Source organism: Marinobacterium maritimum (assembly GCF_039523155.1).
GTDB lineage: Bacteria > Pseudomonadota > Gammaproteobacteria > Pseudomonadales > Balneatricaceae > Marinobacterium > Marinobacterium maritimum.
Genome location: NZ_BAAAET010000005.1, coordinates 26,148 through 42,912 on the forward strand (window position 1 = coordinate 26,148; position 16,765 = coordinate 42,912).

Here is a 16,765-nt window from a genome sequence, read left to right on the forward strand (position 1 = left end):
GCTGATCAGCTGCGGCGGCATCGTGCTTCGATACTGTTTGCCCTGTCCAGTGCCGACTTTCGACACCGGACAGAATGATAGCGCTGTGCAATCCGGGCCATCGCTTTCAACCGTGCGGCAAGTACTCTGACATCAACTGGCTTGCAAAGAAAATCATCACCGCCGCTGTTAACTCCTATCAGCATCTGCTCAGGGGAGCAAAGACTGCTGAGGAAAAGTATCGGCCGCCAGCATCCGTACCCTTGCTGTTCACGCTGCCGAATTCTGCTTGCCACCTCATAACCGTCAAGGTCAGGCATTTCGACGTCAAGCAGGATCAGGTCGATCTCGTCATGCCTCTCATCCAGCAGCCGGATGGCCTCGTGGCCGCCATCAACTTCAATGACCCTGTAACCAATCTGTTCCAGTTGGCATCTTGTAAGCAGCCGTTCGCTATAACTGTCATCTACCAGTAGCACCCCAATCGATGCTAATAATGGTTGACTATGCATCTTGCGTATCTTCTTAGTTTGCCTGAAACAACAGGCCCCGGCCTGAAGGCCGGGGCTTCTGACCGGGCTGTCGGCAACAGCCCGTCACGCAATTACTCGCCCGTGTTGTTGATCAGATCACAGATGTCCTTCATATCCAGGATTTCAGCAGCTGAGAATTCGCTGCTGAAGGTAGCCACATATTCAGCGAAATCGATCAGCACATCCTGCAACTGTCGGGCATCTCCCATCAGGCCCTGACCGGCGACATGGTTAAGTTCGGTTGCCAGCAGCTGCTTACGCAGCAGGTCAACGGAATCACTCGAGGTATTCTTCATGATATCGAACGCCTCCTGATAAGCATCGATACCGAACTCAAAGGTACCTTTGCCCAGTATCCAGCCGTCTTCAACATCAGTCAGGTAGGCTCCCAGGGTTACTGCATCTACTTGAGCCCGCCCCTTGCCCTTGATTGCAACGGCATTTTGGTGCTTCCAAAAGCCGATGGTCTTGCCAGTTCCCTCGAAGACCAAGCCATTAGCATTGCTATCAGCCAAGTCAAAGTCGGCAAGCACAGCCTGCGCCTGCAGCTGGAAGCCAAAGTCGTTGTCAAAGCTGTCTGACGACAGGTTCAGTGCGATCTCGTTATAGTTGACGATACCCTTGAAATAGAGCGACAACTGTTCATTGAAATCTTCACTCATGCCATCGGTAATATCAGGGATCTGGACCCAGTAGCTGCCGGCATACACACCGGTAAATTCGTAGTAACCATCTGAATCAGTCAGGGTCACTACTTCATTACCATCAACGTCAATTAGCACGACCGTGACGTTGTTCAACACTGGCTCGTATATACCCTGCATACCGTCACCATTGGCATCGACGAAAGCAACACCACTGATGCTGTAGGTACTGTCTACCGGTCCACCACACAGATCACCCGGGCCAGTAGTGGTACCTATCGCATAGTAGGTACCACCCTTAACTGCATAATCCACGTCTGTTCCACAGACATTGCCCTTGATGATGATCTTGTACTGCTCTACCGAGTTTTCAGTCTGACCATCATCGCACTTCAAACCGTACGTGCCGGTTGTCGGGTCAAGACCAAACGAACTGTCGACGCAACTGGCGAAGTCGAACGCTGGCAAGTTGCCTTCACCGGCATAGCCCAGTACCCAGTGGCTCAACGCCTTTTCACCGCTACTAACTCCCAAGCTGTAGATAAATGTCGTGGAATCAAACTCGGCGTCGTAAGTACGCTCCTGAAAACTCAGATTCCAACCCACGTTGCTAATATCACGCTCCTCGAAACTTGGCCCGGCAAGGGCGGAGCTGGCCAAGGTCAGACCGACAATGGAAAGAGCGGATTTATAGCTTTTGACTGTTGATGTATTCATGACATTCTCCAGTGAAGAATTCTTGTACTAGCAAGCAAATCCATCGAATGGTTATCCTTGACCTGATAGATACAAGGGGCGTACCAACAGAAAAAAAACCATTTAAAACAGCTATATATATTATTTTATCGGCGCCTTTCGGGCATTTGAGGCGTCATCAGGCAGGGTATTCGCATTTTGCGAATCATTGTGACAATCAGCTTGAGGAAATTTTGATGGGTTACAACCCCAGCCTTCCTACCCTACATCAAGGTGATGAAGAGGTTCAGATACTGGAAGCAAGCATGCAATGTAGTGTCAATTCAGGCCTTGGGGGTCAGGCAATAAGCCATTCCATTGCGGGATGATAGTGAGAGGCTTCGCCGCAAGTGCGAGATTGGCCAGCCAATGACAGAGCCGGAAACTGCCAATGAATTTCAGACACAAAAAAGCCCGCACTCGGCGGGCTCTTTCGTATAAATAATGGCGGTCAGGGAGGGATTCGAACCCTCGATGCCTTTCGACATACACACTTTCCAGGCGTGCTCCTTCGGCCACTCGGACACCTGACCATACCTCGATTGATTCGACCCTTTCCGTTTCGGTCTGTGTCGTCTCAAACGATGGCGCGTATTATAGATCGTTGTTTTCAAAGCACAACCCCTTGATCCATATTTTTTTCACTTTCTTCATAACGCAGACGTCAGAGCCTTGTCAGAGTATGATGCGCTACTGCAGAAACGACGAGAACAACGAGGAGTTCTGATACAAATGTTGATGGCAATTTTGGCCGTAGTGGGTGGACTAGCGGTGCTGGTCTGGAGCGCTGACCGTTTCATTGATGGAGCGGCCGCAACCGCTCGGCATGCGGGCATGCCGCCTTTACTCATCGGCATGGTCATTATCGGCTTTGGCACCTCGGCTCCGGAGATGGTGGTCTCTGCCTTCGCTTCCCTGCAAGGCAATCCCAATCTGGCACTGGGCAACGGCTATGGTTCCAACATCACCAACATTGCCCTGATCCTGGGTATCACTGCCCTGCTCAGCCCCATTGCCGTGCATTCACAGATTCTGCGTAAAGAATTGCCACTGTTGTCTGTGGTGACTCTTCTGGCCGGATATCAGTTGATAGATGGTCAGATTACGGCTATTGAAGCCTGGACACTGTTGGGCGTCTTCTTCCTGCTGATGGGCTGGTCGATCGTACAGGGCATGCGCCAGCGTGGAGATGCTCTTGCTAATGACATAGAGCAGGAAATGAGCAGCGATGACGTCATGCCGATTGGCAAGGCTATGTTCTGGCTCCTGCTGGGCCTGGTACTTCTGGTTGGCAGCTCCCGCATTCTGGTCTGGGGTGCCGTTGATATCGCCAGCGCCATGGGCGTCAGCGACCTGGTGATAGGCTTGACCGTAGTAGCCATCGGTACATCTCTGCCTGAACTGGCGGCATCGATTATCGCCGTCCGCAAGAACGAACACGATCTGGCGCTTGGCAATGTGATAGGCTCCAACATGTTCAACACCCTGGCTGTCGTCGGTATTGCAGGCACTATTCACCCGATGAGCATTAGTCCTGAAGTACTGACCCGTGACTGGGTGGTCATGGCCGGTCTGACACTGTCCCTGTTTGTTCTCAGCTACGGCTTCCGAGGCCCCGGCCGGATCAACCGCGCCGAGGGTGGCCTGCTGGTTGCGATCTTTGTCGCCTACACCAGCTACCTGGTATACGGTGTAGTGAACGCCTGAGCGTCATAAGGAGACACGCCCTTGATCCGTACCTTTGCACTGGAAGCCGGCAAACTGCGTGAGCAGGAGCCTACCGAACCCCTGACGCAGTTCGATCTGGAAGGTACCAGCTGGATCGATCTGCAGGATGCAGACGAGCATGAGCGGCATGCCATCGAGCAGCTGTTTCCGCAGAGTCTGCCCGATGCCGATGAGGTTGAGGAGATCGAGTCCAGCGCGCGCTACTTTGTTGAAGGTGATGACCTGCATGTGCACTCGCTGTTCCTCTATCAGACCGAGGGGCGCTTTCGCACAGCCACAGTGGCATTCACGCTAAAGCCTCAGCGTCTGATCAGCACCCGGGATGTGGAGCTGCCAGACTTCCGCCTGACACGCCTTCGTGCCAGGCGGGGCTGGATCGAGGCCAGCACTCCGCTTCAGGTCATGACCGCACTGTTCGAGCAAAAGGTGGACAACCTGGCGGACCAGCTGGAAGACCTGCACCACAGCCTGGAGCAGATCAGCATTGAGGTACTGGAAAATCGGGAAGCCGACCTGGGTGAACAGCTGGACCGCCTGGCCAAACTGGAAGACAGCAATGGTCAAATCCGCCTGTGCCTGATGGACACCCAGCGCTCTACCTCCTTCCTGCTGCGGCATATTCGCCAGGAACCAGCCAGCGTGGAAACCTGCCGCGAAATCCTGCGCGACCTGGATACGCTGATGGCGCACGCCACCTTCGTGTTCGAGAAGATCAACTTCCTGCTGAATGCGGCTCAGGGCTTCATCAACATCCGTCAGAACCAGATCATCAAGATCTTTTCCATCGCGGCCGTGGTGTTCCTGCCACCGACACTGGTCGGCACCGTTTACGGCATGAACTTCCATACCATGCCGGAACTGGATTGGGTGTTCGGTTACCCAATGGCGTTGGGATTAATGGTGGTATCGGCGATATCGCCTTACCTGTTCTTCAAACACAAGGGCTGGCTGTAAGCCAGCCCCTGGTTATCCGGGATGAGTCATTGCAGGCGATTGCTGAACTCGTCTGCCGGCAGTGGTTTGTCGAAATAGTAGCCCTGTGCCAGGTTACAACCTGCCGCACGGAGGAACTCGCAGTGCGCTTCAGTCTCAACCCCTTCTGCTACGGTCATGATATTGAGGTGACGGGCGATATCGATAATCGATGAGGTGATGGCCACATCGTCCTTGTCTTCCGGAATCCCCATGATGAAGGTTCTGTCGATCTTCAGCTTGTCCAGCACGAAGCGCTTCAGATAGGCCAGACTGGCATAGCCAGTACCGAAATCATCCAGCGCGATACGGATACCCAGCTCACGCAGCTGCTGCAACAGACGCACCGAGCCATCCACATCGCTCATCAACACGCTTTCAGTCACTTCCAGCACCAGTTGTCTGGGGTCAAAACCGGTGACATCCAGCGCATTGCGCACTTCCACCACCAGTTCGGGCCGGAACTGCACCGCCGACACGTTGACAGCAACGGATATTGGCTCGACGGTGGCGCGATTCCAGATTTCACCCTGCCGGCAGGCCTCTTCCAGTACCCAGGCCCCAATCGGGATGATCAACCCCGTCTCTTCGGCCAGCGGGATAAACCGGTCCGGCATCACCAGTCCATCCGGGCCATTCCACCGAATGAGTGCCTCACAGCCACACAAGCGATTGCGGCTGAAGTCATACTGCGGCTGATAATAGAGTTCAAACTCCTCCCGCTTAAGCGCATCCCGCAGGGCGCTTTCCAGCAGCAGACGCTCGGACACCTTCTGATTCATCGACGAGGTAAAGCACTGGTAGTTGTTACGCCCCTGCCCCTTGGCATAGTAAAGCGCCGTATCGGCATTTTTCAGCAAGGTGTCGAAGCTTTCACCGTCGTCCGGATAGACCGCAACACCTGCACTGGCGGTCACAACCAGTTCATGCCCATTCAGATCCAGCGGCCTGGCCACCTGGGCCAGGCAGTGAGCAACCTGCGCACTCAGATCGCTTTCAGCATCAACATTTGGCAGCAAAGCCACAAACTCGTCCCCACCGATACGACTCAGGGTCGCACCGCCTCGCATCTCGTGTGACAGACGCTGCGCCACCCGCTGCAACAAGGTATCGCCGGCGCCATGCCCCAGGGTGTCATTGACGTTCTTGAAACGATCCAGGTCGATGATGACCAGCGCCACCTGCTCGCCGCGACGCATCGCCCGACTGATGGCCTGTTTGGTCCGCTCACGCAGGAGACGACGGTTGGGCAGATCGGTCAGCGCATCAAAATCCGACAGGTAACGCACCTGATCCTCGGCCGCCTTGCGCTCCGAGATGTCGTTCAGCATTGCAACATAGTTGCGCGGTGCACCCTCTTCATCGGTCACCAGCGTAATGGACAGCCATTGCGGATAGATTTCGCCGTTGCGGCGACGATTCCAGACTTCACCCTGCCATCGCTCATCCTCATGCAGGGTTTTCCACATCTGCTTGAAGAAAGCACGGCTGTGACGGCCGGAGGCCAACAGCGCCGGCGTCTTCCCGACCACTTCCTCCGCGCGGTAACCGGTAATGCGCGTAAATGCCGGGTTGACCGCCATGATGCGATTGTTGGAATCACTGATCATGGCACCCTCGCCAGCGGATTCGAACACCTGCCCCGCCAACTGCAGCTTGCGAGAGCTGGCCTCCAGCTCCTCACGCTGATGATCAATCTCGTGCTGGTAGCGTCGCATCAGCACACGCAACCAGCGTGAAATCAACAGCGCCACACCCATTGCGATCATCAGCGCGACCACCAGCAGCATCAATAATGCACGCAGATCCTTGTGCAGCCCGGCCTCCAGGCGCTCACGCTGCTCATTAAGGCTGCCGATCAACTGATCCTGATAAACACCTGCCACCAACACCCAATTCCACTCTGGCACAAGCTGCACCAGCGCCAGCTTCTCATGCTTTTCACTGCTGCCAGGGCGATACCAGTCATAATTGACGAAGCGCCCTTCAGGGGTGGCCTGCTCGATCAACCAACTCGCCATATCACGCTGCTCAACGTCCAGATCCTGCAGCCCTTGTCCTTCCAGAGCGGGGCGTGACGGCCAGAGCAAGAGCTCACCATCCTGTTGCAGCACAGCAATATAGCCATGATTGTCGAGTCGCAGCGTTTGCAGCCGCTTCAGGGTTTGCTGTTTGAGGTCGTTTTCAACCTGGTAGAGGTAGTCGCCACTGCCGATAATCCAGTTCAGTGGCTCGAATGCTTCCACATAGGCGATTTTGGCCCGCATCTGATCGGGGTAATCAGGAGCATACCAGCGGTATGAAGAATAACCGGTACCACGAGGCTGCTGTGCCGCTTCGATCAACCCGCGCATGATGTAGTGACCGGTATCATCCTGGTTGTCGTACAGCGAGCTGCCTTCGACTTCGGGCAAGGTTGGCAGGAGCACACACTCTCCGGCCATAGTGTCGATAAATATATAGCCACGCCCATCAAAGAAACGCAGGTCGCGCAAAGCCTCGCGAATCAGCCGCGCCGCTTCCCCATCGCCTGCGTTGCGGGCCTGAACGTCGGCATAGATGGAACGCGCCACGCTGACCGCTTGTCGCACCTCATCCCTGACCTGATCCTTTAAAACTGACTCGGTCTGCTGACGAATAAAACCGATATAGTCCAGCGTCGAGTCCACTTGGTCCCGCAGCTTCTGATGACTACGCTCAAGCTGGGTCTGCCACTGCTGCCGAATGTATTCATTACCGGCAGTGTATGCGTTAACGATAAAAAAGGCGGACACGGCCAGCATCAGCACAGCGACCATCCCAAGGATCACCCGGGTCTGGTAGCGCGGCAAGGTGTCTGCATTGATGATCAGTGACATTTTCAAGTCTCTGCAGAGTTGTAACAGCTTCCGTCCGAGTCCTTTTATATTGACCTAACGGAGATACAAGCTGTTGTTTTATAACACCACGTCTAGGCTAGCCGCAAACGATAACCGCTCTCAAAGCGGGAGATGTTGAGTATTCTTGATCTCACGCAGGGAAAAATTGGAGTGTACCTGAGCGATGCCCTGCAAAGTGAAGATCTTTTCGTTTAGAAAGCGGTCATAGGAACGCATATCCGGCACCACGACCCTCAGCACAAAATCCGCATTCCCCGTTACCGCAAAACACTGCAGCACTTCAGGATAGGTCATGACCTGCTGTTCGAACTCCTCGGTGCTGTCGATGTTATGGCGTTGCAGAGAAACCAGCACGAACACACTCATCGCCTGCCCCAGCATTTCGGGGTTCAACAAGGCACTATAGCCGGCAATGGCGCCCTGCTCTTCCAGTGCCCGGACACGCCGCCAGCAAGCCGCCGGCGATAGTCCAACTTCTTCAGCCAATTGCTGGTTACTGATGCGACCGTCCTGTTGCAGGTAATGAAGGATCTTGCGGTCATAACCATCCAGATCTAATTGTTTCATTTGGTAACACTCCTATTTTTTCGAACTATATTTCACAATAATAGAACCCAAAGAAACAATCTTGCAAAAAATCTTGCATCCAACCATCAAATAGCAAGCACCTTCATCGGTCTTCTCCCTACAATTTCCTCCCATGAATACGGGTTTTTTCGCTCAGCCATCCGGCGTTAATCCCCGATAACAACAAGATCCAACAGAGAGAGGTAACCGGGTATGTCTGCCACGACCCCCGCACTCGACGACTACCGTCTTGAAGATCGCTACCTGCGTGACTCAGGCCGTGTTTTCCTCACCGGCACTCAGGCCCTGGTCCGCATCCCGCTGATGCAGGCGCGCCTCGACAAGCAGAACGGTCTCAACACCGCCGGTCTGATCAGCGGCTACCGTGGTTCTCCCCTCGGCGCCTACGACCAGGCACTCTGGCAGTCCAAGAAGCTGCTTGACGAGCACAAGATCGATTTCGTACCGGCCATCAACGAAGACCTGGGCGCAACCATCATCCTGGGCAGTCAGCAGGTTGAGACCGACGAAGACAAGCAGGTCGACGGTGTATTCGGTCTCTGGTACGGCAAGGGCCCGGGTGTAGACCGCGCCGGCGATGCGCTCAAGCACGGCACAACCTACGGCAGCTCCCCGCACGGTGGTGTACTGGTTGTCGCCGGTGACGACCACGGTTGCGTCTCTTCTTCCATGCCGCATCAGTCCGACGTCGCCTTCATGGCCTGGTTCATGCCGACCATCAACCCGGCCAGCCTGTCCGAGTACATGGACTTTGGCCTCTGGGGCTACGCACTGTCACGTTTCAGCGGCTGCTGGGTCGGCTTCAAGGCGATCTCCGAGACGGTGGAAAGCGCAGCCTCCATCGAGCTGAAGCCGCTGCCGAGCTTTGTTACCCCGACCGATTTCACCCCGCCAGCCGACGGTCTGCACTACCGTTGGCCGGATCTGCCTGGCCCTCAGCTGGAGACTCGTATCGAGCACAAGCTCGCTGCGGTTCAGGCCTTTGCCCGTGCCAACCCTATCGACCGTCGCATCTTCAACAACGATGAAGCACGCTTCGGTATCGTCAGTACCGGCAAGGGTCATCTGGACCTGATGGAAGCCCTGCAGCTGCTGGGCATCGATGAGGCCCGTGCCCAGGAACTTGGCATCGACATCTATAAAGTCGGTATGGTCTGGCCGCTTGAGCGCCAGGGCATGATGGACTTTGTCCGTGGCAAGGACGAAATCCTCGTGATCGAGGAAAAGCGTGGCATCATCGAGAGTCAGATCAAGGAGTACCTGTCCGAACCGGATCGCCCTGGCGAAGTGCTGATCACCGGTAAACAGGACCAGAATGGCGAGCCGCTGATCCCTTACGTGGGTGAGCTGAGCCCGAAACTGCTGGCAGGCTACCTGGCGGCACGTCTGGATCGCTTCTTCGGGGTGAAATTCAGTGACAGCATGGAGCAGATCAACTGCTCTCTGGGCATTACCGATCCGGGTGGCGTGCGCCGCATGCCCTACTTCTGTTCCGGTTGCCCGCACAACTCCTCCACCAAGGTACCCGAGGGCAGCAAGGCGCTGGCCGGTATCGGCTGCCACTTCATGGCATCCTGGATGGGGCGTGACACCGAATCCCTGATCCAGATGGGTGGCGAAGGCGTCAACTGGATCGGCAAGAGCCGTTACACCGGCAACCCGCACATCTTCCAGAACCTGGGTGAAGGTACCTACTTCCACTCTGGTTCCATGGCGATCCGTCAGGCGATCGCGGCGGGGATCAACATCACCTACAAGATCCTGTTTAACGACGCTGTGGCGATGACTGGCGGTCAGCCGGTAGATGGCCAGATCACCGTGGACGCCATCGCCAAACAGGTATCGGCCGAAGGCGCCAAGCGCGTGGTCGTACTGAGCGATGAACCGGAGAAATACAAGGGCCACGAATCCCTGTTCCCGCAGGGCGTGACCTTCCATGACCGCTCCGAGCTGGACAAGGTTCAGCGCGAACTGCGTGACATCGAAGGCTGTACCGTACTGATCTACGACCAGACCTGTGCCGCCGAGAAGCGTCGTCGTCGCAAGCGTGGCCAGTTCCCGGATCCGGCCAAGCGCGCCTTTATCAACCACCACGTCTGTGAAGGTTGTGGCGACTGCTCGACTCAATCCAACTGTCTGTCCGTGATTCCGCGCGAAACCGAGCTGGGCCGCAAGCGCAAGATCGACCAGTCCTCCTGTAACAAGGACTTCTCCTGCGTCACCGGCTTCTGCCCGAGCTTTGTCACCATCGAAGGTGGCCAGCTGCGCAAGTCCAAGGGACTGGATCTGGGCGCCGAACTCGACAAGCGTCTGGGCCAGATCGGCACTCCGTCGATCCCGACCCTGGCCGGCAGCTATGACCTGCTGGTTGGCGGTGTCGGTGGTACCGGCGTTGTCACCGTGGGCCAGCTGATCACCATGGCAGCGCACCTGGAATCCAAGGGGGCCTCCGTACTGGACTTCATGGGCTTCGCCCAGAAAGGCGGTACCGTACTGAGCTACGTTCGTCTGGCGCCGACTCCGGACAGCCTCTACCAGGTGCGTATCGAAAATGGCCAGGCTGACGCCCTCGTCGCCTGTGACATGGTGGTTGCGACCTCACAAAAGGCACTGAACGTACTGCGTCCGAACCACACCCGCATCGTGGCCAACGAAGCCGAGCTGGCCACCGCCGACTACGTGCTGTTCCGCGATGCTGACATGAAGGCTGAAAAGCGCCTGAAGCTGCTGAAGGATGCCGTTGGCAACGACGCCTTCGACCAACTCAACGCCAACCTGGTGGCCGAAAAGCTGCTCGGCGACACCGTGTTCTCCAACGTCATGATGCTTGGTTTTGCCTGGCAGAAAGGCCTGGTACCGGTTTCTCTGGAAGCCCTGATGCGCGCCATCGAGCTGAACGGCGTGGCCATCGAGCGCAACAAGCAGGCGTTCGGCTGGGGCCGCCTGGCCGCCAACGACCGTGACTACGTGATGTCACTGCTGAGCCCGGAAGCGCGCGAAAAGCCGATCACACCGGCTAAAGAAACACTTGAGCAGCTGATCGAGCGCCGCATGAAGCACCTGAGCGAATATCAGGACGCGGCCTGGGCCGATCAGTACAAGCAGCTGGTCGAACAGATCCGCACCGCTGAACTGTCGCTGGGCCAGAAAAATATGACCCTGACCCGTGCCGTCGCACAGCAGCTGTTCCGTCTGATGTCCTATAAAGATGAGTATGAGGTAGCACGTCTGTTCACCCAGACCGACTTCCTGAAAGAGGTCGAGCAGACCTTCGAAGGCGACTACCGCATCAACTTCAACCTGGCGCCGCCGATCCTGGGTGGCAAAAAGGATGCAAAAGGCCGACCTGTAAAGCGTCAGTTCGGTCCCTGGATGCTGAAGGCATTGAAAGTTCTGGCACCTTTGAAGGGGCTCCGTAACACTGCGTTCGACCCCTTCCGTTTTTCCGCCGATCGCAAGCTGGATCGTGCCCTGCTGGCGGAATACAAGGAACTGCTGAACCGCATTGCCCGTGAGCTGAACGCCGGCAACTACGAGTTCGCCGTCGACCTTGCCGAACTGCCGTCCGAAATTCGCGGCTACGGCCCGGTACGCGAACAGGCGGCTGAAGGTGTTGCCGAGAAGCGCAAGCATCTGATCAAGGCATTCGAAACCGGTCAGGCAACCCTGATCAAGGTCGCTCAGACAGAGGAGAAAGCTCATGTTTGAACAACTCAAAACCCTGCCCCAGGATCCGATCCTGGGCCTGATGAAAACCTTCCGCGAAGACCCGCGCACTGACAAGGTGGATCTGGGTGTTGGTGTCTACCGTGACGAAGCCGGTGCAACGCCGATCATGGCCGCCGTAGCGACTGCCCAGGAACGCCTGCTGGCAACGGAAACCACCAAGGCCTACATCGGCCCGGCCGGTGCTGAAGGTTTCAATCGCCTGATCGGCCAGCTGCTGCTGGGCGGTAATCACCCGGCACTGAAAGATGGCCGTGTCAACGTGGTGCAGACCCCGGGCGGTTGTGGCGCCCTGCGCATGGCGGCGGAATTCCTGAAGCTGTGCAAAGCGGATACCACCGTTTGGGTCAGCACGCCGACCTGGGCCAATCACATCCCCCTGCTGGGCGGTGCCGGCCTGAGCATTCGCGAATACCCGTATCTTGACAAGGCCACTCTGAGTGTCGATTTCGACGCCATGATGGCCTGCCTGGAACAGGCAGACGCCGGTGATGTGGTACTCCTGCACGGCTGCTGTCATAATCCGTCCGGCGCAGATCTGGACGCCGATCAGTGGTCCGCTATCACGGACCTGGTCGAGCGCAAGGGCTTGCTGCCGTTTATCGATATTGCCTACCAGGGCCTGGGCGAAGGCCTTGATCAGGATGCGCTGGGTGTTCGCCTGATGGCGGAGCGCCTGCCGGAAGTGATTGTCGCTTCCTCCTGCTCCAAGAACTTCGGCCTCTACCGGGAACGTACCGGTGCCCTGATGCTGATTTCGGCCAATGCCCAGCAGGGCCTGGCCGCCACCAGCCAGCTGTTGAGTGCGATCCGGTCGCACTACTCCATGCCTCCCTCGCATGGCGCAGCAGTGGTCGAGATGATCCTCGATACACCCGAGCTGATGCAGCAATGGCAGCAGGAACTCGGGGCGATGTGTTCACGCATCCTCGAGCTTCGAGCAGCCTTGAGCCAGGCGCTGGCACCTGCCGGCGACTTCAGCTTTATCGAGCGGCAGCGTGGGATGTTCTCCTTCCTGGGGATCTCCCCGCAGCAGGTACAGATCCTGCGCGAAGAGTTCGGCATCTACATGCTGGACTCCAGTCGGATCAACATCGCCGGTTTGTCCGCCACCACCCTGCCTCAGGTCGCTACGGCCCTGCAGGAGGTACTCGGACGTACTGAGTAGCCAGCAACACTACAAAGCCTCCACCGTTCCCCAGCGGTGGAGGCTTTTCAGTACCGGCACTGACCGATAACAATAACGATACCGGAGAACTCTTTATAATGAGTCAAGCAACACCCAAAACACACCAGCAGGCTGGTAACCTCTGGTCTTCACGCATGGCCTTTATCCTGGCAGCCGTCGGCTCCGCGGTAGGCCTGGGCAACATCTGGAAGTTCCCCTATATCACTGGCGAGAACGGCGGCGGCGCCTTCGTACTGGTTTATCTCGCCTGTATCGCCATTGTCGGCATTCCCGTGCTGATTGCCGAAGTCATGATCGGTCGTCGCGGCGGCCAGAGCCCGGTCGCCAGCATGCGTGAACTCACTACCACCGAAGGCACCGCCAAGGGCTGGCGCCTGATCGGCTGGAACGGCATCATCGCCTCCTTCCTGGTACTGTCTTTCTATTCCGTGATTGGCGGCTGGTCACTGTCCTACGTGGGCAAGGCCGCATCCGGCATATTCACCGGTGCCGATGCCGACACCATCGGCGGTGCCTTTGGCGGCATGCTGGCCAGCCCCGGCGACCTGATGCTCTGGCACAGTGTATTCATGGCGATCGTGGTACTGATCGTCGGCCGCGGCATCCGTTCCGGTATGGAAAAGGCGATCAACACCCTGATGCCGCTGCTGTTCATTCTGCTGTTCATCATGGTGGGTTACGCCACCACCACCGGCAAGTTCGGTGAAGCGGTCAGCTTCATGTTCTCACCGGACTTCAGCAAGCTCACCACCGAAGGTGTGCTGACGGCGCTGGGTCATGCGGCCTTTACCCTGAGCATCGGTATCGGCGTCATGATGGCCTACGGCTCCTACCTGCCGCAGAAGGTCAACATCGCCCGCACCGCCATGACCATCGCATTCATGGATACCGGCGTAGCACTGCTGGCCGGTCTGGCGATCTTCCCGCTGGTATTCGCCAACGGCCTTGAGCCGGGTGCGGGTCCGGGCCTGATCTTCGTCACCCTGCCGCTGGCGTTCGGCCAGATGACCGGTGGCGTGATCTTCGGTACCCTGTTCTTCGCCCTGCTGCTGGTGGCAGCACTGACCTCCGCCATCTCCATGCTGGAGCCGGTGGTCGAATGGCTGGAAGAGCACAAGGGCATCAGCCGTGCCAAGAGCGCCTTCTTCGGTGGCCTGGCGATCTGGCTGGTGGGTATCGGCACCGTACTGTCGTTCAACAGCTGGGCCGAATTCCACCCGCTGGCATTCATCCCGTTCTTTGAAGGCAAGACCGTATTCGACCTGCTCGACTTCCTGGTCTCCAACCTGATGATGCCGCTGGGCGGTTTGGCTATCGCACTCTTTGCCGGCTGGGCGATGAAACGCCAGGGCCTGGATCAGGAGATCGGCCTGAAAGGCGCCGTCTACAGTGCGTTCATGTTCGTCCTGCGCTTCCTGACTCCGGCCGGTATCGCGGTGGTGTTCCTGTACAACCTGCTGTAATCCGTCTCAGGAATCAGTACTCACTGATGACCAAGCCCCCGGGCGGCAACCGCCACCGGGGGCTTTTTGTTCCTTACATCCCTCCTCTCGGACTGCTCCCCAATAGCGGCCCGACTGCCTGCCCTGCAGCTCCCTGTTTTCGACCAGCATCCAGCACCTTATATGGCCACCTTCGAATCCAACATCCTTGCAAGACCCGCTTACCCAATGGGCAGAGCAGCGCCTATCAACATGAGAGTAGTGCCTCGGACAAAGATACGTAGATAGCGAAGCTGTACTGCTTACAGCAGCCGAGAAGGCACTGCTGGCAGACATGAAAAAGCCCGCTGCCGGCAAATCCGACAGCGGGCTTTTGTGAATGCTCTTCCTGCCTGCCGGGCTATACCCAGCTCAGTTCAGAACACACCGAAAGGATTCAGCCTGAAACCTTATCCGTTGAGCTCTGGTAGGTGCATACCTTTACGTTCTCGCCTTTCACCTGGCAACGCGCGATGGCATGCGGGGCCAGATCGGCACCGAAGTCCTGGTACACCCAGCGCAGCAGGGACGCCGCCATAATGAACAGAACCGGAATCATCGGCAGGGCTACCAGTACGGTGGAAGACTGCACGGCTTTCAGGCCGCCAACCGACAGCAGGCCCACACCAACCATGGCCAGCACCAGAGTCCACAGAATGCGATTCCAACGGGCCGGTTCTTCATAGCCGGTAATTTCCTTGGTGCAGATGGCAGACAGCATGTAGGCCGACGAATCTACAGTGGTCGCCAGGAATACGAAGCACAGCAGCGTAAATACCGGAATCACCAGGTCAGCCATGGGCAATTGCTGCAGCACTGCCACCACGGTAGCCGGAATCCCCTCAGCACTCAGGATAGCCTGCAGATCGACACCGTTATTAACACTCAGGTCGATGGCATAGCCACCCCAGATGGCAAAGAAGGCCCAGCAACCGATGCTGCCCCACAGCACCCCATTCACGATCAACTCCTTGATGGTACGACCGCGGGAGACACGTGCCACGAACAGCCCCATCATCGGTGCATAGGCGATCCACCAGGCCCAGTAAAACATGGTCCAGCCTTCCGGGAAGCCGCCCTTATCGATGGGGTCAGTCCAGAAGTTGATACGGAAAAAGTTATCCATGAACAGACCGAAACTGTTGGACCACAGGTTCAACAGAAAAACGGTCGAGCCGGTCACCAATACGAACACCAACAGTACAAATGCCAACACCGCATTGATGTTGGATAGGGTCTGAATCCCCTTATTGAGGCCGTTGTAGACACTCCAGGCAATCATGGCAATCCACGCGGCAAGGATCATCATCTGCAGGCCAAAAGAATCTTCCAGGCCAAACATCTCCTGGAAAAGCTCAGATACCAGCGGCACGGACAGGCCCAAGGAAGTACCTACACCACCAACGATGGAGAAAATCACCACAATATCGATGATCTTGCCCAAAGGGCCATCCACACGATCACCCAGCACGCCTCGGCACGCCTCGCTCAAGCGCAGAACATGCACCTTACGCACATACAAGGCATAGCCGATTGGCAGCGCTGGCATCAGATACAGCGCCCAGGGCACCACACCCCAATGGAACATCGGGTACATGGCTGCCCATTCAGCTGCGGCATGCGTATTGGGTGCAACGCCAAGCGGCGGTGAAGACAGGAAGTAAAGAGGCTCGACGAAAGCCCAGTTACAGATGGAAATACCGATACCGGCACAAAACAGCATCGCAATCCAGGATGCCTTGTTGAACTCGGGCTTGTCGTCAGGCGCACCCAGCTTGATCTTGCCAACCGGACCATAGGCCAACCAGCACATGAAGAAGAAACTGCCAATGCCGGTCAGCAGATACAGCCAGCCAAACTGGCCAGTGGCCCAACTCAGCAACTCGCCGACAACCGCTTTACCCGCATCGGGGTAAATTGCCAGCGGGATGCTGGTGGCAAGAATCATCATGACGGCAGGCCAGAGGATAGCGGGGTCAATCGCCATCTTATTATTGTTGTGATTCGTACTCATTCGAGATACCTATCATTTAATTATTATTAGATCGCCAGCAGCTGGGCGGGGGAAGCCACTGCTGCACAACCCTCTTCTCCGTCCTGAGCAGCTGTCACCGACCGGGCGGGACCCGCACCCGAACAGCCACATCAGTCCTGACAAGCATATTTACTTCAACCCGCATGCGCCCATCCCTGAGCTCAACCGCTTTCCTGCTCTCATTCATCCAACGACAAGTGAGGAGCAACCCAACAGGTCGAGACAAATAAACTTGAGGTTTACAATCTAAAGAGTCTCAAACAGCCATGTCAATAG

Annotated in this window: 10 protein-coding genes and 1 tRNA gene; 5 read left to right on the forward strand and 6 right to left on the reverse strand. The window is 56.8% G+C overall.

Going from position 1 to position 16,765, the window contains the following annotated elements:
- Positions 1–5 precede the first annotated feature (5 nt).
- The 3 genes from ABD013_RS18500 to ABD013_RS15815 all read right to left on the reverse strand — a co-directional run bounded on the left by ABD013_RS18500 (position 6) and on the right by ABD013_RS15815 (position 2,424).
- The gene (locus ABD013_RS18500; RefSeq protein ID WP_425543417.1) at positions 6–491 is read right to left on the reverse strand and encodes a response regulator; all 486 of its coding nucleotides are present in this window, start codon (positions 489–491) and stop codon (positions 6–8) included.
- Between the two features lie 92 nt (positions 492–583).
- Positions 584–1,873 (reverse strand): SdrD B-like domain-containing protein, encoded by a 1,290-nt coding sequence (locus tag ABD013_RS15810; RefSeq protein ID WP_343808112.1) that lies wholly within the window; start codon positions 1,871–1,873, stop codon positions 584–586.
- A gap of 463 nt (positions 1,874–2,336) precedes the next feature.
- Positions 2,337–2,424, reverse strand: a tRNA-Ser gene (locus ABD013_RS15815).
- Between the two features lie 199 nt (positions 2,425–2,623).
- Between ABD013_RS15815 and ABD013_RS15820 the strand changes: the two genes are divergently transcribed.
- Both ABD013_RS15820 and corA read left to right on the forward strand, forming a co-directional pair.
- Positions 2,624–3,598 (forward strand): calcium/sodium antiporter, encoded by a 975-nt coding sequence (locus ABD013_RS15820; RefSeq protein WP_343808115.1) that lies wholly within the window; start codon positions 2,624–2,626, stop codon positions 3,596–3,598.
- Between the two features lie 21 nt (positions 3,599–3,619).
- Positions 3,620–4,573: a magnesium/cobalt transporter CorA gene (gene corA / locus ABD013_RS15825; protein WP_343808118.1), complete on the forward strand. Its 954-nt coding sequence runs from the start codon at positions 3,620–3,622 to the stop codon at positions 4,571–4,573.
- A gap of 26 nt (positions 4,574–4,599) precedes the next feature.
- Here corA and ABD013_RS15830 read toward each other — a convergent pair whose 3' ends face one another.
- A complete protein-coding gene (locus ABD013_RS15830; RefSeq protein ID WP_343808121.1) occupies positions 4,600–7,449 on the reverse strand; it encodes a bifunctional diguanylate cyclase/phosphodiesterase in 2,850 nt (949 codons plus the stop codon).
- Positions 7,450–7,569: 120 nt separating this feature from the next.
- Positions 7,570–8,037 (reverse strand): Lrp/AsnC family transcriptional regulator, encoded by a 468-nt coding sequence (locus tag ABD013_RS15835; protein WP_343808124.1) that lies wholly within the window; start codon positions 8,035–8,037, stop codon positions 7,570–7,572.
- 213 nt (positions 8,038–8,250) lie between these two features.
- On the opposite strand from ABD013_RS15835, the gene ABD013_RS15840 reads away from it, so the two are divergent.
- From ABD013_RS15840 to ABD013_RS15850, 3 genes are all read left to right on the forward strand, one after another.
- Positions 8,251–11,766: an indolepyruvate ferredoxin oxidoreductase family protein gene (locus ABD013_RS15840; protein WP_343808127.1), complete on the forward strand. Its 3,516-nt coding sequence runs from the start codon at positions 8,251–8,253 to the stop codon at positions 11,764–11,766.
- Complete coding sequence (locus ABD013_RS15845; protein WP_343808130.1) at positions 11,759–12,952, forward strand: amino acid aminotransferase; 1,194 nt, start codon at positions 11,759–11,761, stop codon at positions 12,950–12,952. The genes ABD013_RS15840 and ABD013_RS15845 overlap by 8 nt, the downstream gene beginning before the upstream one ends.
- A 98-nt stretch (positions 12,953–13,050) precedes the next feature.
- The gene (locus ABD013_RS15850; protein WP_343808132.1) at positions 13,051–14,436 is read left to right on the forward strand and encodes a sodium-dependent transporter; all 1,386 of its coding nucleotides are present in this window, start codon (positions 13,051–13,053) and stop codon (positions 14,434–14,436) included.
- Positions 14,437–14,851: 415 nt separating this feature from the next.
- On the opposite strand, the gene ABD013_RS15855 is transcribed toward ABD013_RS15850, so the two are convergent.
- A complete protein-coding gene (locus ABD013_RS15855; protein ID WP_343808135.1) occupies positions 14,852–16,468 on the reverse strand; it encodes a BCCT family transporter in 1,617 nt (538 codons plus the stop codon).
- Positions 16,469–16,765: the final 297 nt, after the last annotated feature.